A 24597-nucleotide genomic window follows, 5' to 3' on the forward strand; every position below is an offset into this window, starting at 1 on the left:
GCCGGACGGCAGGAGCCCTTCGTACCGTGACCGCTGATGCCCAGAGTGCGGCGCGCGAGGCGACTGCCGTCGGGCCGGTGCTGCCACGCGCGTTCTGGTGGCTGTGGACCGCCACGCTCGTCAACCGGCTCGGCGGCTTCGTCGTCGTGTTCCTGTCGCTGTACGTCACGCTCGACCGGGGCGGCTCGGCGTCCTTCGCGGGGCTCGTCACCACCTTGTACGGCGTCGGCGGCGCCGTCGGCTCGGTCGTGGGCGGCCTGCTCGCCGACCGCCTCGGCAGGCGGGCGACACTGCTGGGCGCTCAGCTGCTGAGCGCCGTCGGCACGGGGGCGCTGGCGTTCGCCCAGGGGCGGACGGCACTCGCGGTCACCGCGTGCCTGGTCGGCCTGGCGGGCAACGCCTCCCGGCCGGTCGTCCAGGCCGTGGTGGCCGACATGGCCGGCGCGCAGGCACGTGTCAGGGCCTTCTCCCTCCTCTACTGGGCCGTCAACATCGGGGTGGCGGTCTCGGCCGCGCTCGCCGGAGTGCTCGCGCAGCGCGGATACACCCCGCTGTTCCTCGGTGAGGCGGCGGTGACCGTGGTGTGCGCGCTGACCGTCTTCCTGGCGGTGCCCGAGACGCGCCCCGAGCCGGTCCGGCGGGGAGACGCCGCCGCCCCGGACACTCAGGCCGGGGCGGAACCGTCGAACCGGCGCCGCTTCGTGGCCTTCGTGGCCGTGACCTTCCTGGTCGGGCTGCTGATGCAGGAGATCAGTACCGCACTGCCGCTCACCATGACGCGGGCGGGCTTCAGCGCACGCGACTACGGCCTGGTCATCAGTCTCAACGGCCTTCTCGTGGTGGCGCTGCAACTCCCCGCGGGCCGGATCCTCGCGCGCTTCGGTCCGGCGGGCCCCCTGGCCGTCGGGACGCTGCTGCTGGGCGCAGGGCTGGGGACGACGGCCGTGGCGGCCTCCCTCGGGGCGTACGCCCTGAGCGTCGTGGTGTGGACGGTCGGCGAGATCCTGCTCGCTCCGACCGCCATGGCCGCCGTGGCCGACCTCGTGCCGGGCCACGCGCACGGGCGCTACCAGGGGATGTACAGCTTCGCCTGGTCGGCGGCGGCGTGCGTCGCGCCGGTGGTCTCGGGATACGCACTGGACGGCGTGGGCCCGACCGCCCTGTGGGTCGCGAGCGCGGTGCTGGGCGCGCTGGCGGCCGTGGGGTACTTCCTCGTCCTGCGCGGACGGCGCGACGACTGAGGGCCAGGACGACCGAGGAGCAGGATGACCGACGAGCAGGAGGATCCACAGGAATGGCCGATGAGATCGCGTTCTGGGACTTTTCGAGGTCACAGGTGCTCAGCCGCTACAACGGTTCGAGGATCGACGTGCGGGAGATCGCGGAACTGTGCGCTGTCCGCGGGGAGATCGAAGCCGTCGACGCGCGATTCCCGTCCGCGGACGAGATGGCGGGAATCCATCCCCTGGCGCTCAAGCGGCCGCGCCGGTGGGAGGCGGCGATCGCCGCGATGATCTACGCCTCCAGCGGGCAGGTCGCCCTGCGGGAGGAGATCATCAAGGCACGTGAGCTGCTGGACCGGCTTCCCAAGGCCGACCGGAGCGCTCTCACCGTGGCGCGCATGCTCGCGCTGGTCCCCGCCATGATCGCCGGCTTCCGTTTCAGCCGGCAGGGCGAGGCGTTCAACCCGGAGGCGAACCGCTTTCTGGAGGGCGCGCGTTTCCTGTCGGTGCTGCTGGAGGAGCGACCGGCTCTCGACGTGGAGATAGGACTGTGCGCGCACCGGGCCGGCGTGAGCGATCCGGTCCTTCCTGAACACGTCAGCTCCACGGGCGCGAACCGCATGGTGGCGTTCGTGGCCGCACTGCTGGACAACTCGCGGGCGAGGCAGCGCACGGTCAGCGTCTCCCAGCAGACGGCGACCGACCGGGCCGCCGGCACGGTGAACTCCCTTGTCTTCCTGCACTACGCGCACGGCGGGAGGTTGGAAGACTTCCTCCGCGCCCTCGACCAGCACGCGGACGACATACGCGCGGTGCTGGCGCGGCACAACGCCGCCTCGGCGACGCGTTTCCGGTTCACCCCGCTCGATCCGTTCAGCGAGGTGGTGGAGCGGGACATGGAGGAGGTGTTCGGACCGGACTGGACCGGTGCGCCCACCGATCCGCGATGGAGGCCCGGGGGCACGCTGGACTCGGCCGTCGAGGAGGCGAAGGGGAAGATGGCACGGTTCATGCGGAACGAGCCGCTGGACATCGACCGGTTGCTCAGGCTGCACAAGGACTCCGGGGCTCCCAGTGAGCGAGGTGTGTCGGCACTCCACTGGTTCGACCGGCACCAACGGCAGCCGCTCGCTGTCCGGGCCCGTTACGACGTCGCCTTCCACCACCGCCTGGCCTTGACCACTATGGAGAAGGACGGCGTGGGGATCGGCATGGAACGGGGATGGGACGCGTACCAGTGGCTGGCCTGGCGAGCCGCGTACGGTTCCGCCGGAACGGCGATGCCGCTCCTGTACGCCCGGAGCTCGACGGAACCCGCGAGCCACGTCTCCCTGCGGAGCTTCAACCTGCGGCAGTTCTGGTGACGGGTGGGGCGCCGGAGGATGAGGGCGCGGCGGGCCCCTGCATCGCGGCCTGTCCGGATGCGGCACCGAGGCCGGCTCGCGATGCTCACGCAGCGACTCACCCGTAACTCACGAGCAGTGCAGAGGACTTCCGCCCCTCCTCGAAGAGGTCAGCGCACACCGTCAGCCTCTTCCACGAACCTGGGGCCGCGGTACAACCATCGGACGTGGTCGGGAGTCTGTTCTTCGCTGCGCATCGCGTGATCAAACGGGTGGCCCATTGGGGGACACGAAGGTGCGGGCTGTCGTTCTGGGTTCGCGGATGCCGTCCGGGCGTCTGTGGTTGTACAGGGGGTTTTCGTGCGTCATTCAGTGCGTCTCGCCGTGGCAGCGGCCGTAGCCGCTTCTCTGACCGGCAGTCTGACGGCCGTCTCGGCCGACCGTGCCGTAGCGGCTCCGGCCAAGCTGGCGGACGACTTCAACGGTGACGGATACCGGGACCTGGCCGTCGGCATGCCCGGCACGACCGTCAGTGGCAAGGAGGGCGCGGGTGCCGTTCTCCTCACCTTCGGTTCCGCCCGTGGCCTGACCGGCAAGCACGTCTACATCACGCAGAACTCCACAGGCGTGCCCGGCACGGCCGGGTACCAGGACTTCTTCGGCAGCAGCATCGCCAGCGGTGACCTGAACGGCGACGGTTACGCCGACCTGCTGGTCGGCAGCGAAGGGGACACCACCTCCGGCACGTCGGGCAACGGCTCGGTGACCGTGCTGTGGGGCGGCACGTCGCCGTTGCGCAGCGGCCTGGCTCTGCCCGCGGGGGATTCGTATTCCGGGCGGATGTTCGGCGCAGACATCGCCGTGGGTGACTTCACCGGCGACTCCGCCCCCGACATCGCCGTCAGCGGACAGACGTCCCTGTGGCTGTACTCGGGTACGTTCACCCGCACCAAGGCCCCGGCAGGACTCGACGTGGGCGACCCCGATTACACCGGCAGCTGGAACCTCGCGGCCGGCGACTTCAACGGCGACGGCAAGGACGAACTGGCCGTCGTCCAGCAGAAGGCCACCCTCGTCTACGGCCAGAACGACCAGACCACCGACGCCGACTCCTTCACCGTCCAGGCCCACCTCGCCGGCGGAGACCGCGTGGCGGCAGGAGACCTCAACGGCGACGGCCGCGACGACCTCGCCGTCGCCCTGGCCGACCCGCGGCTGAACCCCAACGGGCTGACAGACCCCAGCCACAAATCCGGCTACGTCACCGTCCGCTACGGCGACCGGGCCGTCACCGGCGGCCTCGCCCCCACGGGCCAGGTCTTCCACCAGGACACCGCAGGCATCCCGGGCACCGACGAGTCCGACGACCACTTCGGCGCGTCCCTGGCCATTGCCGACATCACCGGCGACCACCGCGCCGAGCTCGCCATCGGCGTTCCCTACGAGTCGTTCGGCAGGACCGTCAGGGCCGGCGACGTCCTGGTCCTGCGCGGAAGCGCCCACGGGCTGACCACCACGAGCGCGGCACGCTACTCACAGGACACGCCCGGCGTCCCCGGCAGCACCGAGAACAACGACGTGTTCGGCTCCCAGGTGCGCCTGGCCGACTTCAACCGAGACGGCAAGGCGGACCTCGCCGTCACCGCCCCCCACGAAGACCACGGCAACGGCGCCCTCTGGCAGCTACGGGGCACCAGCACCAAAGTGAGCACCAGCAACGTCAGTGTCTTCGGCCCCAAGGACTACAACGTCGCGTCCGGCTCAGGCATCGGCGACACCCTCCTGGGCTGAGGTCCGGTCACGACCGGGGCGGACGACCGCTCCCCGTACAAGGGGGCCGTGCCGGTGACAGTCGTCAACGAATGACTGTCACCAGCACGGTGGCCACGCTGTCAGACCCATGACCGTCACCCACCGTCCACCATTGGACAGATAGTCTTCGCACAGATAATCTATGCGTAGATGATCTAGCCGAGGAGACCACTCATGTGGGAGTACGAGCACAGCATCGAGACCAGCGCCACCCCCCAGGCGATCTGGCGGCTCTGGGCCGACGTCGAGAACTGGGGTACCTGGAACGCCGAGATCGAGAAGATCGAGATGGACGGCCCGTTCGTCGCGGGCACGCAGATCACGATGACGCCGCCCGGGGACGACCCGGTACTGCTGCGCATCGCCGAGGCGGTCGAAGACGAACTCTTCGTCGACGAAGCGCGCTTCGACGGCCTGCTGCTGCGCACCGTCCACCGCATCGACCGGATCGACCGGAACCGGATCCGTGTGACGTACCGGATGGAGATCACCGGCACCGGCGCCGACGAGGTCGGCCCGCAGATCGGCCCGGGCATCACCGCCGACTGGCCCGAGACCATGGCCTCGCTGGCCGAGCTGGCGCTTCGCTGATGCCCCTCAGCCCCGGCGACAGCCCCGGATTCCTGCTGTGGCACGCCACCCTGCGCTGGCAGCGCGACATCGCCGCAGCCCTGGCCCCGCTCGATCTCACCCACGTGCAGTTCGTGCTGCTCGCCTGCACCTGGTGGCTCAACACCCAGGGCGAGCACCCCAACCAGCTGGCCCTCGCCCGCCAAGCCGGCACCGACGTCAAGATGACCTCCCAGGTACTACGCAATCTGGAACACAAAGGACTCATCGAGCGTGAAGTCGACCCGGCCGACGCCCGCGCCAAACGACTGCGCGTCACCGACGCCGGCGCCGAGCTGGCCCCACGCGCGATTGCCGCCGTCGAGCGCGCCGACGCGCGGTTCTTCCAACCGGTGCCCCTCGACGACGCGGTAGCCCTGCTCGGCCCCCTGGCCCATCCCGAAACCTGAAACGCCCTCATGGGCAACTGCGGGCCACCGAGCGCGACTTGTCCGGTCGGTGGCATCTGCAACAGGCCGGCCCCACCGCCCCGCATGGGGCGCAGTGGCGCACGTCGCTCACCAGACGACGGGCAGTTCGGTGAGGGAGTGGAAGACGGGATGTTCGCGAACGCGGAGCTGACCGACCTCGCAGGCCAGACGCAGCGTCGGCAGGGTGGTGAAGAGCGAACCGAGGGCGAGCGTCACCTCCAGGCGCCCCAGTGACGCGCCGAGGCAGAAGTGGGCGCCGTGGCCCCACAGCAGATGATCGGAGGCGTCGCGGTGGATGTCGAGGCGCTCGGGGCGGGGGAAGACCGTGGCGTCATGGTTGGCGGCGAGCAGGCTGATCATCACCGACTCGCCCGCGCCGACCAGGGTCTCGCCGATCCGGACGTCCTCCGTGGCCTGGCGTACGACGTTGTCCTGGATGATCGACCAGAACCTCATCGACTCCTCCACGAACTGCGGCAGCAGGGCCCCGCCGTCGGCGAGGACCTCCGCGCGCAGTCCGTCGTCGGTCAGCAGGCTCAGCGCGCTGAAGGCGATCTGAGTGGCCGTCGACTCGTGGCCGGCGATGAGGAGCAGCTTCAGGATGCCGAGGAGGTCGGCGCGGTCGAGTTCGCCGGTGGCCACGTGGTTGGTGACCAGACGGCTGACCAGATCGTCGCCCGGTTGCTTCTCCTTGGCGCGCGCCGTCTCGTCCAGGAAGGCGATGATCCGGTGGTGGGCCGCCAGGGAGAGCGCCGGGTCGCCGTCCGTGAGCAGGATCCGGGTCTGCTCCAGGAAGAAGGCGGTGTGCTCGTCCGGAATCCCCAACAGCCGGGCGATGACCAGCGCCGACACATGGGCCGCGAAGTCCCGTACCAGGTCGGCGGGTTGCGGACCGGCCGCCAGGGCGTCGGCAGCCCGGTCGGTCAGTTCCTGGAGACCGGGTCTCAGCATGCGCACCCGGCGCGCCGTGAACTCCGGGGCGACCATTCTGCGCAGCCGACCGTGCTCCGGATCGTCCATGCGCAGGAACCCGCTCGGCCGGTCGTCGGTAGGCACGGGAATGCGCAGCGGAAAGCCGGGCCGGGTCTCGTCGGCGCTCAGCCGGGGGTCCTTGAGCGCGGCCTTCACGTCCTCGTGGCGGGTGATCAACCAGGCCAGCTGCTCCTCACCGGCGACCGCCGGCAGCCGGACCAGCGTCGGCGGCCCGTCACGGACGACACCCAGGGCCGGTGGCGGCGACAGCGGACAGACGCGGGCCAGCGGCCAGTCCAGCACACTGGGGTATGCAACGCGCACGGTCTCCCCTTCATGTGAACGAATGCCCGCGCCACACGTCGTCCTCGGCGGCGGTGCTCCGACCGAACTACACAACCACCCCCGGCTGACGTCCGGGTGACCAGCCACTGACCCGGGCCCCCCGTCACTGGCTCGACCGGACCTCGGGCGCGAAGACACCTGCTTGCGCCGGCTTCGGACCGACGCACAACCGGCCACGCGAACCCTGCACCAACGGCAAAGCAGAGCCGGTCCGTCCGACCGGATGGCGCTCGAGCGTCGTGATCCGGCTGACATGTCCTCAGACCACACCGGAGCGCCGGGGCAGGCCGTCGCCTCAGCGGCGGGACATGTAGAGGTCGAGAGCTTTGTGCAGGACCTTGTTCAGGGGATAGTCCCACTCGCCGAGGTACTCGACGGCCTGGCCGCCGGTGCCGGCCTTGAACCGGAGCAGTCCCAGAAGGTGGTTGTCCTCTTCCAGGGTGTCGGTGATGCCGCGGAAGTCGTAGACAGCCGCCCCGAGTTCGTGGGCGTCACACATCATGCGCCACTGGATGGCGTTGTTCGGCTGGACCTCGCGTTTGCGGCTGGTGGAGGCGCCGTAGGAGTACCAGACGTGCTCGCCGACGGTGAGCATCGTGGCGGCGGCGAGCACCTCGCCCTCGTGACAGGCGAGGTAGAGGCGCATCCGGTCGGCGTCCTCGGCCTGCAGCGTGGTCCACATCCGCTGGAAGTAGGCCAGTGGTCGCGGGATGAACCGGTCCCGTTCAGCGGTCTCGACGTAGAGGCCGTAGAACGTGGGAAGGTCCTCGTAGCCGCCCTGGACGACCTTGACGCCGGCCTTCTCCGCCTTCTTGATGTTGCGGCGCCACTGCTGGTTGAAGTCGCGCTGGATCTCTTCCAAGGACCGGCCGGCGAAGGGTACCTGGAACACGTAGCGGGGCTGGCCCGCGGCAAAGCCGTCCTCGCTGCCGGGCTCGGTCTGCTGCCAGCCCATCCGGCGCAGCCGGTCGGCGATGTCGAAGGCCAGCGGCTCCTGGACGGTGGCCTCCACATCCCGTAGTTTCCTGGCCTGCGGGTCGGCGATCGCGGCCTTGACCGCTTCGGCGCTCCAGCGGCGTGCGACGACGGGTGGTCCCATCTTCACCGAGAAGGCGCCCTGCCCCTTCAGATACGCGAGCATCGGCTCGAGCCACCGCTCCAGGTCTGCCGCTGCCCAGTCGATGACCGGGCCCTCCGGCAGATAGGCGAGGTACCTCTTCAGCTTCGGCAACGGTCGCAGCAGCACCAGACCTGCCCCGACGAGGCGGTCGCTGTCGTCGAACCAGCCCAGACACTGCGCCTGCCAGTCCGGCTTCACGTCCCCCCACGAGGGAACCTGCATGTGGCTCACCGAGGGCCGGGCCGTGACGAAGGCCAGATGCTCCTCGCGGGTGATCGCCTTCAAGCGATAGCTCATGCGCAGTGCTCCTTTGTCCGACGCCCAAATCTACCGAGGTAGGGAACGCCCAAGTGTTCCGTGCAGGACGGGTGCTCGGCGAGGACCGAAGCGGCGCAGTCGAGTGGGATGCCGCCGCGCTGGAGTGGGTCATCGCGGTCGAGTCAACGATCTTGCGGGTCCATCAGCACGCGACCGGGGCCAGGCCAGGTCCAAGCGGCTGTATGCCTCGTCAAACCAGGCATCTTTCAGCGGGACGCTCACTGTCACCGTCGTCAAAGACGATGAGGCGTCCCTGATCGTCACATGAGCCCGTCCCTCCTCCGGGTCACGCTCGATGAATACCTCAGGGCCGCGGGTGTCCTGGCGCCACGCGATGTCCTGGCCGGCGTCGAGCGCGTCCAGGGCCTCCTGCCAGTGCCGCAGGTCGTCCGGCAGCACCCAGGTCTTGAGGCTTCCGCGCACGAACGGCGTGTCGACCAGAAACTCTCCGGTCAGTACACCGCAGGCGTCCTGACCGTCCGGAAATCCCCGAGCACGTCCCCAGGATCCGTCATGGTGTCGGCGAGCCGTGGCCGCAGCGCGCCACTCTCACCTACGCTGCTCTATGGATCTACGGAGGATGACGGTGGAGGGCACCAGCACGCGTACGGTCCACCCCGACGACGGCACACCCGACCGGCGCCCGGCCGAGATGCCCGCCCACCCGGCGGAGCCGGCATGACCGGCCGGGGCGACACCGCCGACGTGCTGCCGCCGTTCCCCGGGCCGCCGGACGGACCCGTCTACCTGGACTACAACGCCACCACGCCCGTCGACCCACGGGTCGTCGAAGCGATGATGCCGTACCTGACCCGCTTCTTCGGCAACCCCTCCAGCAGCCACCCCTACGGCGCCGAGCCGCGGCGCGCGCTGGGTGCGGCCCGGGCCCAGGTCGCCGCCCTCATCGGGGCCCGCACCGGCGAGATGGTTTTCACCGGCTCCGGTTCGGAGGCCGACCTGCTCGCACTGCGCGGCGCGGTGCTGGCCTCCGGGCGCTCACGGCCGCATGTGATCACGCAGGCCACCGAACACCCGGCCGTGCTGGAGAGCTGCCGGTCCCTGGAGCGCCTGCACGGAGCACGCGTCACCGTGCTGCCGGTCGACGGCGACGGGCAGGTCGACCCGGACGCGCTGGACTCGGCGCTCACCGAGGCGACGGTACTGGTGTCGGTCATGGCCGCCAACAACGAGACGGGCGCCCTCCAGCCGGTCACCGAGCTCGCCGCCCTCGCGCGCAAACGCGGCGCTCTCTTCCACTGCGACGCGGCCCAGGCGGTGGGGAAGATCCCTCTCGACGTCGACGAGCTGGGCGTGGACCTGCTCACCGTCGTGGGTCACAAGATGTACGCGCCGAAGGGCGTCGCCGCGCTCTATGTGCGCGAGGGCGTGCGGCTGGAGCCGGTGGTCCACGGCGGCCCGCAGGAGCAGGGGTTGCGGGCCGGCACGGAAAACGTCGCCCTGGCGGTCGCCCTCGGCACCGCCGCCCGTATCGCGGCCCACGAGCTCGACCACGGCACACCGGACCGGATCGCGACCCTGCGCGACGACCTCCATCGGCGGCTGAGCACGGCCCTGTCCGGCCGCGTCCACCTCAACGGCCCCGAGAAGGCCCGCCTGCCGAACACCCTGAACGTTCGCATCGACGGCGTACTCGGACACGAACTCCTCGACGCCGCGCAGGGCATCGCGGCCTCGACGGGTTCCGCCTGCCACAGCGGCACCCACACCCCGTCGCCGGTGCTGACCGCCATGGGGCTCGAACCGGCCCGCGCACTGGAGGCGTTGAGGCTGACTCTGGGACGCTGGTCCACGCCCGCAGGCATCGAGACGGCGGCGAACGCGCTCATCGAGGCGGCTGCCTCGCACTGACCCGGCTCGGCTGGGCCATCGTCGATCCGCGCCCGATCCCCGCCCGCGCCTTTCGTGGCCGACCGCCAACGCCTACGCAGCCGGAGCCCGGCGCGCATCGGCACTTCGGCAGAGGGGTGAGGATGGTCAGGGGGTGATCTTCTTCCGAGCGGCGGCCATCGCGGGCGCGGGCGTCGACGAGGTCCTCGCGGCTCGACTTCGACCGGCCCTGCACCTCCCATGGGCCACCAAAGCCACGGCAGAGCCGCGGCCCCGGATCGCCGTCCCCGACCACGACCGGCCTCGGCCAGGGCGCCCCATCCCTGCCACGGAACCACCATCAGGACCCAGTCGAGGCAAACCCAAATCCCGTGGAGCCGACCTGCGCGGTCGTGGAATGATCTTCGCGACTGCTGACGGAAGGGAAGGCTGACAACGTGTACGTACCGCCATCTGCACGAGCTCTCGATGATGACGAGCGTGAGCTCGTGGAGCTGGCACGCCGCACCATTGACGCGCAAACCGACGCCGGGCCCGACGAAGACGGGATCCACACGATGGGCGCCGCGGTCATGGCCGCCGACTACCGGATGTTCGCCGGCGTGAACCTCTACCACTTCACCGGCGGACCCTGTGCCGAACTCGTGGCTCTGGGAGCCGCACGAGCCCAGGGCGCCCGCCAGATGCGCTGCATCGTTGCCGTGGGAAACCACGGGCGCGGGGTCGTCGGCCCGTGCGGACGCGATCGGCAGGTCTTCGTGGACTACTACCCCACCATGCGCGTCATCGTGCCCACGCCCGCCGGGCCCAGATCCGTTCTCGCCGCCGACCTGATGCCGCTGACTCAGCGATGGACCCCGGAAGGCATGAACGGTCTCGACCCGTCGCTCTATGAAGACCCGGAGACGGCCGGTCCCCCGATCATCCGGTTCAACCCCCGTTACCTCGATAACGTCCGCTCCGGCGCCAAGACCAAGACCACCCGCTTCCGGGACCCGGCCCGGCTCGGGCCGGCACGGCTGGTGTTCGAGAGCGACCCCGAAGTCGTCCTGCCGGCAGAGGTGACCGGCATCAGGCACTGCCTGGTCAGCGACCTCACCGACCAGGACGCCCGAGCCGAGGGGCTGACGACCGCAGCCGAACTCCGGGAAGGCCTCAAGAGCCACTACCCGGATCTCACGGAAACCGACGAGGTCGACGTAGTCACCTTTCAGATCAACGACAAGACAGGCGCCGCTTGAATCGCGGAGGCACCAGCGAACCTGTCCCGGGCCGGCTCACTTGTGCACTCTTCCCGATGGCCTGATGTGACAGATCCTGGTCATTGCAGCCATGCCGGATCGGGCGGAATGATCAGGGCATGCCCCAACCGCACCGCGTTGTGATCGTCGCCTTTCCCGGCATCGAGCTGCTGGACGCCACCGGACCGGCCGAGGTGTTTTCCGTCGCCTCCCGGGTCGGAGGAGCTGACCGGACCGGCTACCTCGTGCGGATCGCTACGGCGGACGGCGCCCCCGTGACCACCTCCAGCGGCGTGCGGCTGATGGCGGACCTGGACTTCGACGATGTGGCCGGCCCGATCGACACCCTGCTGGTGCCGGGGGCGATCGAGCTCGTCGACGGCGGCGTCGAGCCGGTGATCGACCACCAGGTCACCACCTGGCTGCAGCGTGCGGCACCCCGGGCCCGGCGGATCGGGTCGATCTGTGCGGGTGCGCACCTGCTGGCCGCCGCGGGGCTGCTGGAGGGCCGGCCGGCCACGACGCACTGGCTCACCGCGGACCGGCTGGCCGCCGAACACCCAGGAGTGCGGGTGGATCCAGATCCGATCTTCATTCGGGACGCGCGGGTGTGGACCTGCGCCGGCGTCACCTCGGGGATGGACATGGCGCTGGCCATGGTCGCCGAGGACCACGGCCAGGACCTTGCTCTCGCGACCGCCCGGATGATGGTGATGTACGTCAAACGCTCAGGTGGACAGAGCCAGTTCAGTGTGCCGCTGTCCGTCCAGGGCTCCTCGGACGACCGGATCGACGAGCTGCGCAGGTGGATCACCGAACACCTCGCCGAGGACCTGTCCCTCGAAGTCCTGGCGGCCCGTACGCACCTGAGCACGCGCCACTTCACCCGTCTGTTCCATCAGCGCACCTCCACGACACCGGCCGCCTACGTGGAAGCCGCCCGGCTGGAGGCCGCCCGGCGCCTGCTGGAGGACAGCGACCGCAGTCTGCCCGAGGTCGCCGCCGCCAGCGGCCTGGGCTCCGTGGAAACGCTGCACCGCGTCTTCCGTCGGCGGCTGGGCACCACCCCGGCCGAGTACCGCCGCCGGTTCTGACCCCTACCACCCGCACCACCTGCCGACCACCGGGCACGCTCGCTCACCGGCCGAGCTTCGCCATGCCCGCACGCGACATCGACCAGCACACTTCCAAGGAGAACCGTGGCCCGCACGAAGGTCGTCCCCATCCCGGTCATGGGCCGGCACAACATCAACGCCTACCTGCTGCTCGGCCGTCGGCCCGTCATCGTCGACGCCGGAACCCCCGGCAGCGGCCACAGGATCCACGACCGGATCACCGCCCTCGGCGTCGATCCCGCCGACGTCTCACTGATCGTCATCACCCACGGCCACATCGACCACTTCGGCTCCGCCGCCGAACTGCACCGGCTGACCGGCGCACCCCTCGCCGGCCACGTCGCCGACCTCGGACCGTACCGCTCGGGCCGGGTCCGCGAACCGTATCTGCCCACCGGCCCGATGGGCCGTCTCATGGCCCGCAACCGGAAACTTCACGTCCGGGCCGAGCCGTTCGAGCCCGCGGTGCTCGTCCGCGGCGAGACGAACCTCGAGGACTTCGGGCTCGCTGCGCGCATCATGCCCACCCCCGGCCACACCGCCGGATCTGTCTCCGTCCTCACCGACGACGGCGACCTCGTCGCCGGCGACCTGATCGCCGGCTCCTTCATGGGTCTCATCCCCGGCAGGCCGGCCAATCCGCCCTTCCACGACGACTCCCGGCAGAACCTCGCCAGCCTGCGCGAGATGCTCGCCCTGAACCCCACTCGCCTGCACGTCGGCCACGGCACCGCCCTGGATCCCGGCCGGGTGAGGCGGTGGGCCGAGAAGGAACACGACCGCCTGGCACGGCTCGGCGCGGCCGGACGCCTTGTCACGCGCGATGGATAAGTCGCCAGTTCGCGGCCCGGCACCCGGCACCCGGGTGCACCCCGGCAGGGGCTTCCGGCGCCAGCCGGCAACGGGTCCGTCGGTGCAGGCGTCTTGGTCGGACTGATGATCCGTGCAACGGCCTCCCCGCCGCCGTACGAAGTGACCGGGTCAGCCTCGACCGGGCAGGTTCTCCCAGTGGCGGCGGACCAGGGTCGGGTTCCGTACCGCGGACCCGTGCGGACGTGGTCGAACTGCGGTCGCTTTGCTGTGCGGTTCGCACCCCTCACCACCGCGTCGCATGATCTCGGGCGCCCTTCTCACACGTCCGCAGGCAGTCCCGGCGATCACTACGCCGTCACGCGGCGTTCGCCCACTCCTCGCGGAGCATCCCGAAGAGCACTCTGTCGTAGCGCTTCCCGTCCAGCAGTACGGCCGACCGGCGGCGCCCCTCCTCCCGGAAGCCGAGCCTGGTGAAGGCGCGCACGGCACGCTCGTTGCCGCTCCAGGTGTCCAGCTCCAACCGACTGAGGCAAAACGCGCCGAACAGATGGTCCACGAGCAGCCGCAGCGCGTCACTGCCGTGGCCGCGGCCCCAGAACTCCCGCTCGCCGATGGTCACTCCCAGCGTGGCCACGCCGGCGTACGGGTCCAGGTCCCGGTAATCCGCCATGCCGATCACGCTGCCGCTCGCCAGGTCCTCGACCGTGAACACGGCAGATTCCCTCGGGTTCAGGAGGAGCATCGTCTCGAAGCCGAGACCGATAGCCTCCGCTGTGACCGGGCCGAAAGTCGGGTCGCCGGCCGTGGCCCAGCGCACCACCTCCGCGTCGTTCCGCCACCGAAGATGATGCTTCGCATCCTCGGAGTGCAACGCACGCAGCCTTACCTGTTTTCCTTCGAACATCGCGCCACTGTAATCGATCACATCATCCCTGAGCCGAGCATTTCCGGAGGTGCAGCCGAGGTCCAGCCCCAGCCGTGAGAACCGGCTTGTCGGGCGTTGTCAGAGGCATCAGGCACACTGCGCTGTATGGACTTGGTGACCGCACACGACTACGCCTGGATCCGCACCTCGCCGCTCTTCCGCCACATGATGGAGAGCGGATACACCTTGACACTGATACGGGGGCGGAGCCCGCAGGAGGTGCTGCGTGCGATGGGGGCGGAACCGCGCGGCACTGAGGAGGGCACGGCCGGGCTGATCGAGGCCGATGACGCCCACCGTGCAGAGGTGGACTACGACTACTGGGACGAGTCCTACATCGCGGGCGCCTTCAGGGCCCCGGGCGAGCACGGCGACTGGACAGTCGTCCTCGGCTTTGACGGTGGCCTTGGGATACCGCGCGTGGAGACGCTGTCGGAGGGCGGCCGGGTCGTGGCGCACTCGAGCAACGGCGGCAAGCCCATCCACCTCTTTCACTGGTTCGAGGACGGTGAACTCCGCACGGCCTTCGAGGGCCCCTCGGCGCGCGACGGCGGCAGCCCCGATGAACTGGTTCCCTTGTTGCGGGAAGTCGGCTTCCCGCTGACTCCCGAGGGAGAGCACGACGAGAGCGCCCCGGTGGTCGACGGGAAGGCGGCGGTTCTTGCTCTGACCGAGAGACTCACCGGCGTACGCGTCACCGAATCCCTGCTCCGGGACGCCACATATGAACTGGGACTCGTCCCTGAACAGCCCGCCGAGGAGTGGACCGGCCTGGTCATCGACATCACCGACGCCCACGGAGAGCGTCTGTACAAGGAATGGACCTACGAGGAGATCGCAGCGGCTTCCGACCGCGCACGGGCGGAGGCGGACGCGCCCGTCGTGATCACCTACAACGAGTCCCTCACCAAGGATCGTTCGGAACACGGACGGGTGAGTAGCGAACAGGAGCGTGGGTGGCATGCACCGGAATAGAGAAATCCGGAACATGCAGAATCCGTTCAAGGACGGCGGTCCGCTCGACGGCGCCATGGGATGGCTCAGTCTGCTGATCTCGGTCGCTCTGCTGTGGAAGGGCCTCCATCTGGCCCGGAACGGGGCTTCGTGGTGGTGGCCGCTGACGGCAGGCGCAATGGTCGCTCTCGTACTGCATGGGCTGTATCGGCGCCGCCGCCGGACGAAACGGAAGAGCACTCTGTGACCCACGCTGTTGAGGCACGGAGGTGTCCGCTCGGCCAGGGTGCCGCACGTGGCGCGAGGCGGACGACACCTGTCCTTCTTCGGTGCCGGCCACGAGCCAGGCGGCAGCGGGGGTGCGACGCCCGCGACCGCATTCCGCTGCGGCCGGAAGGAGCGAGTCCGGACGCGGGGCGACGACGCGGCCCGCTGCGGCCGGGCGCCGGGCGCCTCGGGACCAGGTGTCGGACCGGGGTCCGGGGGCATCGGCTGAAGTATGAATGCACAGGCATGGGCAGTGGGTGGACGGGGTGGGGCGCGCCGGGCTGCGGACAGCCCGGCGATGGCTGCGGCGGGGCGTGCGGGTTTCGCCGCCCGCGGGCTGATCTATCTGCTGGTGGGGGTCATCTCCCTGCAGATCGCCTTCGGTGGTGACAGCGGCGGCAAGCAGGCCGACCGCGGTGGGGCGCTGAGCGAGCTGGCCCAGCGCCCGTTCGGGTCGGCGCTGCTGTGGATCGTCGGCATCGCGCTCGCCGGTATGGCGCTGTGGCGGCTGTCGCAGGCCGTGTTCGGCGGCGCGGGCACGGACGGGGGCAAGCCCTCGAAGCGTGTCATGGCGGCGGGCCGGTTCGTCTTCTACGCCGTCGTGTCGTGGTCGGTGCTCTCGTACGCGGCCGGCGACAAGGGCAGCGGGAGCGGCTCCTCCGACCGCCGCACCGACGACCTGACCGCCACGGTGCTGGGGTGGCCGGGCGGCCAGTGGATCGTCGGGATCGCCGGCGTGGCGGTGGTGGCCGCCGGGCTGTACATAGCGGCCCGGGCCGTGATGAAGAAGTTCCGCAAGCACCTGAACACGGCGGTCATGTCCGCGAAGGCCCGGAAGGTGACCGACTTCTTCGGTGTCGCGGGTGGCACGGCCCGCGGGATCGTGTTCGCCGTCGCGGGTGTGTTCGCCGTGGTGGCGGCGGTCCGGCACCAGCCCGGCAAGGCGAAGGGCATGGACGACACGCTGCGCGCGTTCCGGGATCTGCCGGCCGGCCCGTGGCTGCTCGCGGTGATCGCGCTCGGTCTTGCGGCGTTCGGCGTCTTCTCCTGGTGCGAGGCCCGCTGGCGCAAGCTCTGACCCTTGGCAGCTGGTGCGCGGAGCGGGGACATGGCTCAGCAGCGGACGGTCCGGGTCAGCAGGTGACCGGCCGGGCGCCCACCGTGACGTCCTCGACGAGTGGCAGGCGGGCCAGCCGCGACTGCGTCCGGGCTCCGCAGCCATGTTCCCTGCCTGGCCGAGTCGGCAGTGCCGCGGAGGCCCTGGCTACTCCTCGGGCTCCCAGGCGATCAGCCGCTCGAACACCTGCTGGTCGCCCTCGGTCTTCAGGTCGCTCATCGTGAGGCGGCCCCAGACGAAGAGGAGCAGCTGCTCGGCCGTGCCCGTCGCCGAAGCGGAGGGGGGTGCGGCGTCGTCCGTGAGGGGTGCGGGCCAGGCGCCGGTGCCGTCCAGCGTGAGGAGCCAGGAGCGGCCCTCGGTGGCGTGGTAGTGGATGGTGGCCGGTTCGTGCGGCCAGGCCGCCGGGGTGGAGTTGCAGGTGTCGAGGAACTCGGCCACACCGTCGATCGCGACGTCCGCCGGCATCGGCTGCACGGCGCCCGCGGCGAGCTGGGCGTCGTAGGTGTGCACCAGCACCTCGTGCACCCGGCGCCGGGCGACGCCCCAGGAGTTCGCCGGGGACACGCCGGCGCTCCACCACGTCCAGCACGCGCGCTCCGGGCCGGCCTCGCGCAGCGCGCTCAGCAGCAGCTCGTTCGACTCGGTGTACCAGGCCAGCAGCGCCTCGAGCTCGCGTGGCGCCTCCGTGGCGTCCTTGGCCGGCGGAGCCTCGGCCGGCCCCGCGGCGACGACGGCGGCCCACCAGCGCTGGCCCGTACCCAGGTGCTGCACCAGATCGAACAACGTCCACTCGGGGCAGGACGGCACCGGCGCGTCGAGGCCGGGCGCGGCGGCAACCGCACTCCGGAACGCGGCCGACCGCTCATCGAGCAGCTGCAGCAGGGCGGAGTACTCAAGACTGTCTGTCACATCGCTTACCTATCACCCCTGCTCAACCGACCGCATCCGAGTTTTCCAGGCCCTCGGCGAGACAGCGCTCCGTCAGCGGCTGACGTCCGGGTCCGGCACCCGCCGGCCGTGGGTGAGCAGGTCGCCGACCGCCGCGATCCCCGCCGCGATCGCCCGCTCGGGCACGTCACCGAAGCCCAGGACGAGTTGGGGCGGCCCGGCACCGCCCGAGGCACGGCACGCACTCATCCCGTATAGGCCGACCCGGCGGGCACGCGCCGCTGCGATCACCGTCGACTCATCGACTTCGTGGGGAAGATGGGCCACGGCGTGGAACCCCGCAGCGAGGCCGGTCAGGCGCACCTCAGGGGCGTGCTCGGCCAGGGCGGCGCGCAGCGTACGGCAGCGGGCCCCGTACAGGGTGCGCATACGGCGCAGATGGCGGTCGTAGCGGCCCGATTCGATCAGTCGGGCCAGGGCGAGTTGGTCGAGGGTGGGTGTGCCGCGGTCGGCGCTCCGCTTCGCCTCGGTGAGCGGCGCGGTGAGCGCGCGGGGGCTCAGCAGCCAGCCGATGCGCAGGGCGGGGGCCAGGGACTTGCTGACGGTGCCGATCGAGACGACCCGGTCCGCCGCGAGGCCCTGGAGGGCGCCGACCGGCTCGCGGTCGTAGCGGAACTCGGCGTCGTAGTCGTCCTCGACGACATACGCGTCGTGGCGCCGCGCCCACGCGAGCAGGGCGTGCCGGCGTTCCGGGGCGAGGAGGACACCGGTGGGCCACTGGTGGGCCGGGGTGACGATCGCCGCGCGAGCGCCGCTCGCCTCCAGGGCCGCAACGTCGACTCCGCGCGCGTCGACCGGGACGGGGACCGGTGTGAGGCCCGCCGCACGGATGGCCGCGCTCGTCGAAGCGGGACTGCCCGGGTCCTCGTGTGCGACGGCACCGACGCCGGCGCGGGCCAGCACCTGGAGGGTGAGGGCCAGTCCCTGGGCGTAGCCGGAGCAGATGAGGGTGTGGTCGGGTTCGGCGGCGGCCGCGCGGATCCGGCGCACGTACGCGGCGACGACCGTGCGCAGGTCCAGGCTGCCGCGCGGATCTCCGTAGCCGAGGTCTGCGGTCGGCATCCGGCGGGCCGCCTCCCTGACCGCCCACAGCCAGTCGGCACGCGGGAACGAGGCGAGGTCGGGCACGCCGTGCCGGAAGTCGGCCACTAGGGGCGGGAGTTGGTCCGTGCGCTCGGCCGGTGGCTCGGCGGGGGCGGCAGGGGCACAGGCGGCGACACGGGTGGCCGAACCGACCCTGGTGACCAGGTAGCCCTCGGCCTGCAGTTGGGCGTAGCAGTCCTGGACCAGACCGCGGGACAGGCCCAGTGAACGCGCCAGCTCACGTGAGGAGGGAAGACGTTCGCCGGCGGCGAGGCGGCCGCCACGGATCGCGTCCCGCAACTGGCGTTCCACCTGGGCACGCAGCTGCTCCCCACTGCTCCGGTCGACGGCCAGCAGCAGCTCGGGAGACAAACCGGCCCACTGCACAGTCATGGAATTGGAGCTTACCGGTGATCCGGTCACTCCCTAACGTCGACGGCATGACCTCTGCTGCGAACTCGGCCGCCGACCCCGCCACGACGGTTCCCGCGCCCTTGCCACCACCCTTGCTCAGCCGTGCCCTGCTGCTGCGGCTCGTGAGCGTGGTGGCCGTGACCGTGAGCTTCTTCCTGCTGCTGTCGGCGGTGCCCACGCACGCCGGCCGTGGCGCGGCGGGCCTGGCGACGGGCGCCCTGATGCTGTCCACGGTGCTGGGTGAGCTGGCCGGCCCCCGGATCCTCGGGCGGTACGGCCACCGGGGTCCCCTGGCGGCCGGGTTGTTCCTGCTAGGCGCCCCCGCCCTCGCACTGCCCCTCGACGACGGTGCGGCCTGGACCGCTTCGATGTGTCTCGTACGCGGTCTGGGGTTCGGCCTCACGATGGTCGCGGGCGGCGCCCTGACCGCTGCGCTGATCCCCGCCGAGCGCCGGGGCGAAGGGCTGGCCCTGGTCGGCGTGGTGGGCGGTGTGCCGGCGCTCGTCACCCTGCCCCTCGGGGTTTGGATGTGCGAACACCTCGGTTACGCCCCGCTCACCGTGACCGCAGGCCTGGCGGCCCTCGCGGCGATCCCGACCGTGGCGGCACTTCGAGAGCTACAGCCGCCGGACGGCTCCGGGGCACCGGCCGTGGGGGCGGATACGCGAGCGCTCGGCATGGTGGCCGCCGTACGCACCGCCGGGCTGCGGCGTCCCACCTCGGTGTTCTTCGCCACGGCCCTCGCCGCCGGGATCCTGGTGACGTTCCTGCCGTTGGCCGTCGCGCACGGGTCGGCGGGCATCGCAACGGCGGCCCTGCTGGTGCAGAGCTCCGCCTCCACCGCGGCCCGCTACGCGGCGGGCCGGTACGGCGACCGCCGGGGCGCCACGCGGCTCGTCGCCCCCGGTCTGCTCGCGTCGGCGGCAGGGCTGTCGGTGCTGGCGGCCACGGCCGGCCCGGTCGCCGTACTGACGGGCACGGCCCTCTTCGGCGCCGGCTTCGGTGTCGTCCAGAACGCCACCCTCACCGTGATGTACGGTCGTGTCTCCCGCTCGTCGTACGGCACCGTCTCCGCACTGTGGAACCTCGCCTACGACGGCGGCATGGGGATTGGCGCCGCAGGCTTCAGCCTGCTCACGGCGCACACGGGTTACGCCTGGGGGTTCGCGCTGACGGCGCTGCTGATGCTGACCGCACTGGGGCCGGCGACGCGTGACCGGCGGTCGGCGCCGTGACCGGCCCGGCAGGGGAAGGGCACCCCGTCTTCGGCACGACGGAGGATGAGGCCGTCGGACACGTCGTCGCGTCCGGCGCCCGCCTCGTACGGACCGCGGCGCGCCTCTCCGACACCGCGTTGCGGGCCCCGTCGGCGCTGCCGGGGTGGACGCGCGGCCACGTCCTGGCGCATGTCGCCCACAGCGTCGACGCGTACGTGTGGCTGCTCGGGCTCGCGCACACCGGCCGTGCACCGGGACCGCGCACGGGCGCAGCGGCGCTGGCGTCCGCGGTCGAGCGGGACGCGCTGCTGTCCGCCGACGCCATCGCGGCCCGTTTGCGGCAGAACCTGGACCGTTTCACCGCGCGAGCCCGCGCGATGCCCGCCCCCGCCTGGGAGCGCCTGGTGCCGGCGCTGGCCGGCTGGCGACACCCCGCCCGGTACGTCCTGCTGCGGTGCCTGCGCGAGTTGGAGACCCATCACCTCGATCTGGACACCGGCCACGGCACCGAGCAGTGGCCCGCCGCCTACGTCACGTGGGCACTGGACGACACCCTCGCCACCCTGCGCACCCAGGGTTTCCGGCTCGCCTCGGTGGAGGCCGTGGACCTCGGCCGGCGCTGGTCCCTGGCGGCGCAGGGAGCCTCGGTCGCCGGAGCCGGGCACCAGGTGCTCGGCTGGCTCACCGGGCGGACTCCGGCCGGCGCGCTGACGGCCGACCGTCCGGCGCGTCTCCTGCCACACCCGCCCGCGTGGCCCCAGCCGCCGCTGCCCGGGTGGGGGCACGCGGGCGACGAGGTGTGAGTCGGCGTGCGATCACTCGGTGCGCAGCAGTTCGGCTCCCGATCTCTCCGGCGATGTCGCGCGGGCCGTGTGGAACGCCTCGGCCGATTTGCCGCCCTTGAACCACTCATCACCGTTCATCACCGGGCGCCATGTGCGCATAGCCTCAGGCCATGATCAGTGACTGGCGGAAGGACCGGATCGGGGCTGCTCTGCGGGGCGAGAATCCGACCGTGTTGCGGCGACTCGATGCCGGCTTCGCAGTGATCGGCGACGTCCAGTTCCTGCCCGGCTACTCGCTTCTCCTCGCGGACGAGCCGGATGTTCAGCGGCTGTCCGACCTGCCCAGGGCCAGGCGGTTGTCGTTCCTGGCCGACATGGACCGTCTCGGAGAAGCGGTCGAGCGGGCCTGCCGACGGCTGGACCCCGGATTCCGCCGGGTCAACCTGGAGATCCTCGGCAACACGGATCCGTTCCTGCACGCCCACATCTGGCCGCGGTTCGAATGGGAGCCGGCCGAGGTGGTGCACAAGCCGGTGTGGCTGTATCCGGGTGACCGGTGGAGTGACGAGCGGTTCAGGCTCGGCCCGCAGCACGACGGGCTGCGTGATGCGATCGGTGGCGAACTGGACCGGCTGGCTGCCTGACGGTACGGGGGCCGACTACCGCCCATCGGCCTGTTGAGGCGGGCTCGGCGCGCTTCACTGCTGGGGCCGACCCGCCGCCTCCTCCCCCGGCGGCGGTGCTGGTCCGGTCACCAGCCGTGGGTTCGGGCTCCTCCCTTGAAGGGGCCCCGGACCTCGGGAGTGATCCAGCCTCCGTAGAAGTCGCCTTCCTGTGGCTGCACCGGGTAGCCGTCGACGGTGCAGCGGTCGACTCTCCCGGCGTAGAAGGCGAAGTGGTCCGCGAGTTCCTCGTAGGGCGGCCGCGGGTCGGGGTAGCTCCACGCGGCGAGGGCACGGATGTCGGGTCCCACCAGGACGTCCCAGTAGTCGGCCACGCCCTTCCACTCGCACCAGGTGCGGTGGGAGGCGGGCCGCAGGAGGTCACTTCGGATGTCCGCAGGGGGCACGTAGAACACCGGCGGGTGGCTGGTCTCCATGATCTTCCAGGCGCCGGTCGTGTCGGCGAGAACCTCGCCTGCGCACTCGACGACGATCCGCCGCGGGTCGCGGCGCAGAGCAGGCGGACGCGGGTAGTCCCACACCGACTCCGTCGGCATGGTCTCGTGTGACGGCATGGAGGCCTCTCTTCACAGAGCACAATGCGTACACTCGCCCTTCGCCGCGGGTTCCCGGCACGGATGCGTCTGAGGGGGCCCTCCGCCACCGCTGGGCCGAGCGCGACGAGGCCTACGGCGGCTTCGTCGCACATCGGTCCCAGGCACCGGCCATGCTTCCGGGCCGCCGAGGCTGACCCGCTTTCCGCCGATCGGCGGCCGCCACTGGTCCGGTACGCCGGTTGCGCGCCGACCGGTACGCCGAGCGGGTACAGCCCGTACGGCGAGCCCGTGCAGCCGGTGCGCCGGGGCGGTCGTGCAGCCGGTGCGCCGGGGCGGTCGTGCCGTGGATGCCCTATCGAGCCGCCGTGTCGCGCACGGACCGATCCGGCGCCTCGTCCTCCCGGCCCAGGAGGGATTCACACGCAGCGTCCACGGTGTCGAATATCCGGCAGCTCATACCGACCCCGGTCAGATCGAGCACACGTCGCACCACCTCGGTGGGCGCGGCCAGGGACACGGATCCGTCGACGTTACGCATCTCATTGATGGTCCGGATGATGACACGCAGCCCGGACGAGTCCATGAACGGCACACCCGCCAGGTCCAGCACCAGATGACGTCGTCCATGCACCACCTGGCCTGCCAACTGGTGCTGAAGGACGAGGCCGGTGTCGGCGTCGAGCTCTCCGCAGACGGTGATGATCGCGGCGTCGGAGCCGATCACGGCCACCTCGACACCCAGACCTGCTGGTTCGCTCACAAGTTCTCCTCGGACGGGCTTTACAGGACAGCAGCCCAGTTACCCCGTCCGGTGATGTTCATCCACGTGGGTTGCGGATTGCCGGCGGGCAACCGAGGGCCGCCGGCCCCAGGCCCTTCGCGAAAGCGGATCCTCACCGCGCCGTGCAGGTGTGGATCAGGGCGAGAAGACTTGCTTGCTGGCGGCCGCCGACGAGGACGCGGTGATGCGCCACCACGCTCGATGCGCTGACTCCGGTCCTCGTCTGGCAGCCGCCGGACAGCGGCGACCGCACGGCGAATTGACCCGGTGGGCTTTGCGTACCGGCGCGGAGCACAAGGTCGGTCACAGGTCGAGAGGGCGGCTGACCTCAGGTTCGTCAGCGCATGTCCGTGAGGAGAGTTTTGAGTGCGGTCTCCTGCTGGGCCGGTGACATCGGCGGGTTCGAGTGGTCAATGCCGAAGGTCTTCAGGACCTGGTCCATCTGCGCGTCGATGAACGTCCAGCCGGTGTTGTCCAGCGGCTGCAGCGAAGGCTGGTCGGCATCCCAGAGGTCCCGCAGCGACTGGGCAGCGGCGTGGGCGCCCTTCGCGTTCCCCGACTGGGCGTCCTTGAGCGAGGTCGACGCGAGTGCCTTCAGTGCGTCGACCTTCGTGGACGGGAACTTCTTCACGGCCTGGCCGGGGGCGAGGTGGACGGTGGAGGTGGCGTCCTCCTCCGGCGCCGGGCCGACGTGCGGCTGGCTGTGCGCCCAGACCAACAGACTTCCGGTGAAGACGGCGAGGAGGCCGAAGCCCGCAAGCGCGATGTGCTCCCTGCGCGGGTTCGCGGTGATTTGCGGAGTGTGCGCAGCGTCGTACGTCTCGGTCACGTCGGAGCGCGTCACCGTCAGGTAGATGACAGTCGCCAGGATCAGGCCGAGGAAGATCAGGCTGGTGGTGAAGGTACCCAGCGCGAGACCGGTCGGCTCGCCCGGCTGAGCGACCTTCGGGGAGGCGAGCCAGTCGCCGATGTTGGCACCCAGCGGGCGGGTCAGGATGTAGGCGAGCCAGAAGGAGAGCACCGGGTTGGCACCGAACTTCCACAGCAGCGTGATCGCCGCGATGAGGCCGAGCGGCAGCAGGACGGAGACTCCGGGGCTCCAGCCGGTGAGCTCGAGGGTCCAGTCGCCGGTCGCGGTGCCGAGCGCGAAGGTGACGAGTACGGCGAGCCAGTAGAACGACTCACGCGGCAGCGTCGTGACGGAGTGGATCGAGAGGGTGCGCTCGCGCAGCCACCACACGCCGAAGACGACGGCGAGCAGGACCGAGAACACGGCGGAGCTGATCCACAGCGGTACGTTGAGCTGGTCGGTGAGGATGTCGGTGTACAGCGTGCCCGTGACACTGACGACGACCACGGTCAGCCAGTACGGGAAGGGGACGTACCGCTTGAGCCGCAGCTGGACGCCCAGGACCACCACGAACACCGCGGTGAAGATCCAGGCGGTGTTCATGAGGCCGACGCCGAGCTTCATGTTGATCCAGTCGGCGAAGCTCTCGCCGACGGTCGTGCACAGGATCTTGATCACCCAGAACCAGATGGTGACCTCGGGAACCTTGTTCAGCATCAGCCGCCCGCTGCGGCTTGTCCGAGCTTCGCTTGTCGTTGTCATGCGACGAGGTTGGCTCGGACGGCCTGAATACAACCTGACTACACGGTTGCCTGAGGTGTGGAAAAGGTCACTTCGATGCGACCGT

General features: G+C 70.6%; 23 protein-coding genes and 1 pseudogene. 15 read left to right on the top strand and 9 right to left on the bottom strand.

Features of this window, described 5'->3' with window-relative positions:
- The first annotated feature begins 26 nt into the window (after window positions 1-26).
- The 5 genes from B446_RS01910 to B446_RS01930 all read left to right on the top strand — a co-directional run bounded on the left by B446_RS01910 (window position 27) and on the right by B446_RS01930 (window position 5397).
- Complete coding sequence (locus tag B446_RS01910) at window positions 27-1241, top strand: MDR family MFS transporter (protein ID WP_020943802.1); 1215 nt, start codon at window positions 27-29, stop codon at window positions 1239-1241.
- A gap of 53 nt (window positions 1242-1294) precedes the next feature.
- Window positions 1295-2587 (top strand): hypothetical protein, encoded by a 1293-nt coding sequence (locus B446_RS01915; protein WP_020937707.1) that lies wholly within the window; start codon window positions 1295-1297, stop codon window positions 2585-2587.
- Between the two features lie 363 nt (window positions 2588-2950).
- Window positions 2951-4357 (top strand): FG-GAP-like repeat-containing protein, encoded by a 1407-nt coding sequence (locus tag B446_RS01920; protein ID WP_020937708.1) that lies wholly within the window; start codon window positions 2951-2953, stop codon window positions 4355-4357.
- Window positions 4358-4552: 195 nt separating this feature from the next.
- Complete coding sequence (locus B446_RS01925) at window positions 4553-4969, top strand: polyketide cyclase/dehydrase (RefSeq protein ID WP_020937709.1); 417 nt, start codon at window positions 4553-4555, stop codon at window positions 4967-4969.
- Window positions 4969-5397: a MarR family winged helix-turn-helix transcriptional regulator gene (locus B446_RS01930; RefSeq protein WP_020937710.1), complete on the top strand. Its 429-nt coding sequence runs from the start codon at window positions 4969-4971 to the stop codon at window positions 5395-5397. The genes B446_RS01925 and B446_RS01930 overlap by 1 nt, the downstream gene beginning before the upstream one ends.
- 108 nt (window positions 5398-5505) lie before the next feature.
- Here the strand turns inward: B446_RS01930 and B446_RS01935 are convergent, their stop codons facing one another.
- The 3 genes and pseudogenes from B446_RS01935 to B446_RS40070 form a co-directional block, all read right to left on the bottom strand.
- Entirely contained in the window at window positions 5506-6714 is a 1209-nt protein-coding gene (locus B446_RS01935; RefSeq protein WP_043474545.1) for a cytochrome P450, read from the bottom strand.
- Between the two features lie 316 nt (window positions 6715-7030).
- Entirely contained in the window at window positions 7031-8152 is a 1122-nt protein-coding gene (locus tag B446_RS01940) for a lipid II:glycine glycyltransferase FemX (RefSeq protein WP_020937712.1), read from the bottom strand.
- Window positions 8153-8281: 129 nt separating this feature from the next.
- Window positions 8282-8635 (bottom strand): annotated as a pseudogene (locus B446_RS40070) (DUF5959 family protein); the annotation flags it as partial.
- 216 nt (window positions 8636-8851) lie between these two features.
- Here B446_RS40070 and B446_RS01950 point away from each other — a divergent pair.
- The 4 genes from B446_RS01950 (at window position 8852) to B446_RS01965 (ending at window position 13208) form a co-directional block, all read left to right on the top strand.
- The gene (locus B446_RS01950) at window positions 8852-10042 is read left to right on the top strand and encodes a cysteine desulfurase family protein (protein ID WP_020937714.1); all 1191 of its coding nucleotides are present in this window, start codon (window positions 8852-8854) and stop codon (window positions 10040-10042) included.
- A 467-nt stretch (window positions 10043-10509) separates the two neighbouring features.
- Complete coding sequence (locus B446_RS40900) at window positions 10510-11262, top strand: ASCH domain-containing protein (RefSeq protein ID WP_020937715.1); 753 nt, start codon at window positions 10510-10512, stop codon at window positions 11260-11262.
- A gap of 119 nt (window positions 11263-11381) precedes the next feature.
- Window positions 11382-12356 (top strand): GlxA family transcriptional regulator, encoded by a 975-nt coding sequence (locus tag B446_RS01960; protein ID WP_020937716.1) that lies wholly within the window; start codon window positions 11382-11384, stop codon window positions 12354-12356.
- A gap of 105 nt (window positions 12357-12461) precedes the next feature.
- Window positions 12462-13208, top strand: coding sequence for an MBL fold metallo-hydrolase (locus tag B446_RS01965; RefSeq protein WP_020937717.1), 747 nt, complete (start codon window positions 12462-12464; stop codon window positions 13206-13208).
- Between the two features lie 337 nt (window positions 13209-13545).
- On the opposite strand, the gene B446_RS01970 is transcribed toward B446_RS01965, so the two are convergent.
- Entirely contained in the window at window positions 13546-14115 is a 570-nt protein-coding gene (locus B446_RS01970) for a GNAT family N-acetyltransferase (RefSeq protein WP_237751115.1), read from the bottom strand.
- Window positions 14116-14220: 105 nt separating this feature from the next.
- Between B446_RS01970 and B446_RS01975 the strand changes: the two genes are divergently transcribed.
- The 3 genes from B446_RS01975 to B446_RS01980 all read left to right on the top strand — a co-directional run bounded on the left by B446_RS01975 (window position 14221) and on the right by B446_RS01980 (window position 16414).
- A complete protein-coding gene (locus B446_RS01975; RefSeq protein ID WP_020937719.1) occupies window positions 14221-15090 on the top strand; it encodes a DUF6461 domain-containing protein in 870 nt (289 codons plus the stop codon).
- 13 nt (window positions 15091-15103) lie between these two features.
- Window positions 15104-15316 carry a hypothetical protein gene (locus tag B446_RS38915; protein WP_020937720.1) on the top strand — a complete coding sequence of 71 codons (213 nt, stop codon included), beginning with the start codon at window positions 15104-15106 and terminating at the stop codon, window positions 15314-15316.
- A 252-nt stretch (window positions 15317-15568) separates the two neighbouring features.
- Window positions 15569-16414, top strand: a complete 846-nt coding sequence (locus tag B446_RS01980; RefSeq protein WP_193384422.1) for a DUF1206 domain-containing protein — start codon at window positions 15569-15571, stop codon at window positions 16412-16414.
- Between the two features lie 186 nt (window positions 16415-16600).
- On the opposite strand, the gene B446_RS01985 is transcribed toward B446_RS01980, so the two are convergent.
- Both B446_RS01985 and B446_RS01990 read right to left on the bottom strand, forming a co-directional pair.
- Window positions 16601-17362: a maleylpyruvate isomerase family mycothiol-dependent enzyme gene (locus tag B446_RS01985; RefSeq protein ID WP_020937722.1), complete on the bottom strand. Its 762-nt coding sequence runs from the start codon at window positions 17360-17362 to the stop codon at window positions 16601-16603.
- A 72-nt stretch (window positions 17363-17434) separates the two neighbouring features.
- The gene (locus B446_RS01990; protein WP_043474548.1) at window positions 17435-18877 is read right to left on the bottom strand and encodes a PLP-dependent aminotransferase family protein; all 1443 of its coding nucleotides are present in this window, start codon (window positions 18875-18877) and stop codon (window positions 17435-17437) included.
- Window positions 18878-18924: 47 nt separating this feature from the next.
- On the opposite strand from B446_RS01990, the gene B446_RS01995 reads away from it, so the two are divergent.
- From B446_RS01995 to B446_RS02005, 3 genes are all read left to right on the top strand, one after another.
- The gene (locus B446_RS01995) at window positions 18925-20133 is read left to right on the top strand and encodes an MFS transporter (protein ID WP_043474551.1); all 1209 of its coding nucleotides are present in this window, start codon (window positions 18925-18927) and stop codon (window positions 20131-20133) included.
- The gene (locus tag B446_RS02000; protein ID WP_020937725.1) at window positions 20130-20918 is read left to right on the top strand and encodes a maleylpyruvate isomerase family mycothiol-dependent enzyme; all 789 of its coding nucleotides are present in this window, start codon (window positions 20130-20132) and stop codon (window positions 20916-20918) included. The genes B446_RS01995 and B446_RS02000 overlap by 4 nt, the downstream gene beginning before the upstream one ends.
- Window positions 20919-21070: 152 nt before the next feature.
- Entirely contained in the window at window positions 21071-21544 is a 474-nt protein-coding gene (locus tag B446_RS02005) for an HIT family protein (protein ID WP_020937726.1), read from the top strand.
- A 107-nt stretch (window positions 21545-21651) separates the two neighbouring features.
- Here B446_RS02005 and B446_RS02010 read toward each other — a convergent pair whose 3' ends face one another.
- The 3 genes from B446_RS02010 to B446_RS02020 all read right to left on the bottom strand — a co-directional run bounded on the left by B446_RS02010 (window position 21652) and on the right by B446_RS02020 (window position 24467).
- Complete coding sequence (locus tag B446_RS02010) at window positions 21652-22137, bottom strand: DUF427 domain-containing protein (RefSeq protein ID WP_020937727.1); 486 nt, start codon at window positions 22135-22137, stop codon at window positions 21652-21654.
- 334 nt (window positions 22138-22471) lie between these two features.
- A complete protein-coding gene (locus tag B446_RS02015) occupies window positions 22472-22879 on the bottom strand; it encodes an STAS domain-containing protein (RefSeq protein WP_020937728.1) in 408 nt (135 codons plus the stop codon).
- 358 nt (window positions 22880-23237) lie between these two features.
- Complete coding sequence (locus tag B446_RS02020) at window positions 23238-24467, bottom strand: hypothetical protein (protein ID WP_020937729.1); 1230 nt, start codon at window positions 24465-24467, stop codon at window positions 23238-23240.
- Window positions 24468-24597 lie beyond the last annotated feature (130 nt).

Source organism: Streptomyces collinus Tu 365, from assembly GCF_000444875.1.
GTDB lineage: Bacteria > Actinomycetota > Actinomycetes > Streptomycetales > Streptomycetaceae > Streptomyces > Streptomyces collinus_A.

Excerpts from the sequence above, each read along its gene's own strand:
- B446_RS01925 (WP_020937709.1), top strand. The coding sequence starts at position 4,553 with ATGTGGGAGTACGAGCACAGCATCGAGACCAGCGCCACCCCCCAGGCG.
- B446_RS01915 (WP_020937707.1), top strand. The coding sequence starts at position 1,295 with ATGGCCGATGAGATCGCGTTCTGGGACTTTTCGAGGTCACAGGTGCTC.
- B446_RS01950 (WP_020937714.1), top strand. The coding sequence starts at position 8,852 with ATGACCGGCCGGGGCGACACCGCCGACGTGCTGCCGCCGTTCCCCGGG.
- B446_RS02010 (WP_020937727.1), bottom strand. The coding sequence starts at position 22,137 with ATGCCGTCACACGAGACCATGCCGACGGAGTCGGTGTGGGACTACCCG.
- B446_RS01940 (WP_020937712.1), bottom strand. The coding sequence starts at position 8,152 with ATGAGCTATCGCTTGAAGGCGATCACCCGCGAGGAGCATCTGGCCTTC.
- B446_RS01980 (WP_193384422.1), top strand. The coding sequence starts at position 15,569 with ATGAATGCACAGGCATGGGCAGTGGGTGGACGGGGTGGGGCGCGCCGG.
- B446_RS01930 (WP_020937710.1), top strand. The coding sequence starts at position 4,969 with ATGCCCCTCAGCCCCGGCGACAGCCCCGGATTCCTGCTGTGGCACGCC.
- B446_RS01960 (WP_020937716.1), top strand. The coding sequence starts at position 11,382 with ATGCCCCAACCGCACCGCGTTGTGATCGTCGCCTTTCCCGGCATCGAG.
- B446_RS38915 (WP_020937720.1), top strand. The coding sequence starts at position 15,104 with ATGCAGAATCCGTTCAAGGACGGCGGTCCGCTCGACGGCGCCATGGGA.
- B446_RS01975 (WP_020937719.1), top strand. The coding sequence starts at position 14,221 with ATGGACTTGGTGACCGCACACGACTACGCCTGGATCCGCACCTCGCCG.
- B446_RS02005 (WP_020937726.1), top strand. The coding sequence starts at position 21,071 with ATGATCAGTGACTGGCGGAAGGACCGGATCGGGGCTGCTCTGCGGGGC.
- B446_RS01990 (WP_043474548.1), bottom strand. The coding sequence starts at position 18,877 with ATGACTGTGCAGTGGGCCGGTTTGTCTCCCGAGCTGCTGCTGGCCGTC.
- B446_RS01995 (WP_043474551.1), top strand. The coding sequence starts at position 18,925 with ATGACCTCTGCTGCGAACTCGGCCGCCGACCCCGCCACGACGGTTCCC.
- B446_RS02020 (WP_020937729.1), bottom strand. The coding sequence starts at position 24,467 with ATGCTGAACAAGGTTCCCGAGGTCACCATCTGGTTCTGGGTGATCAAG.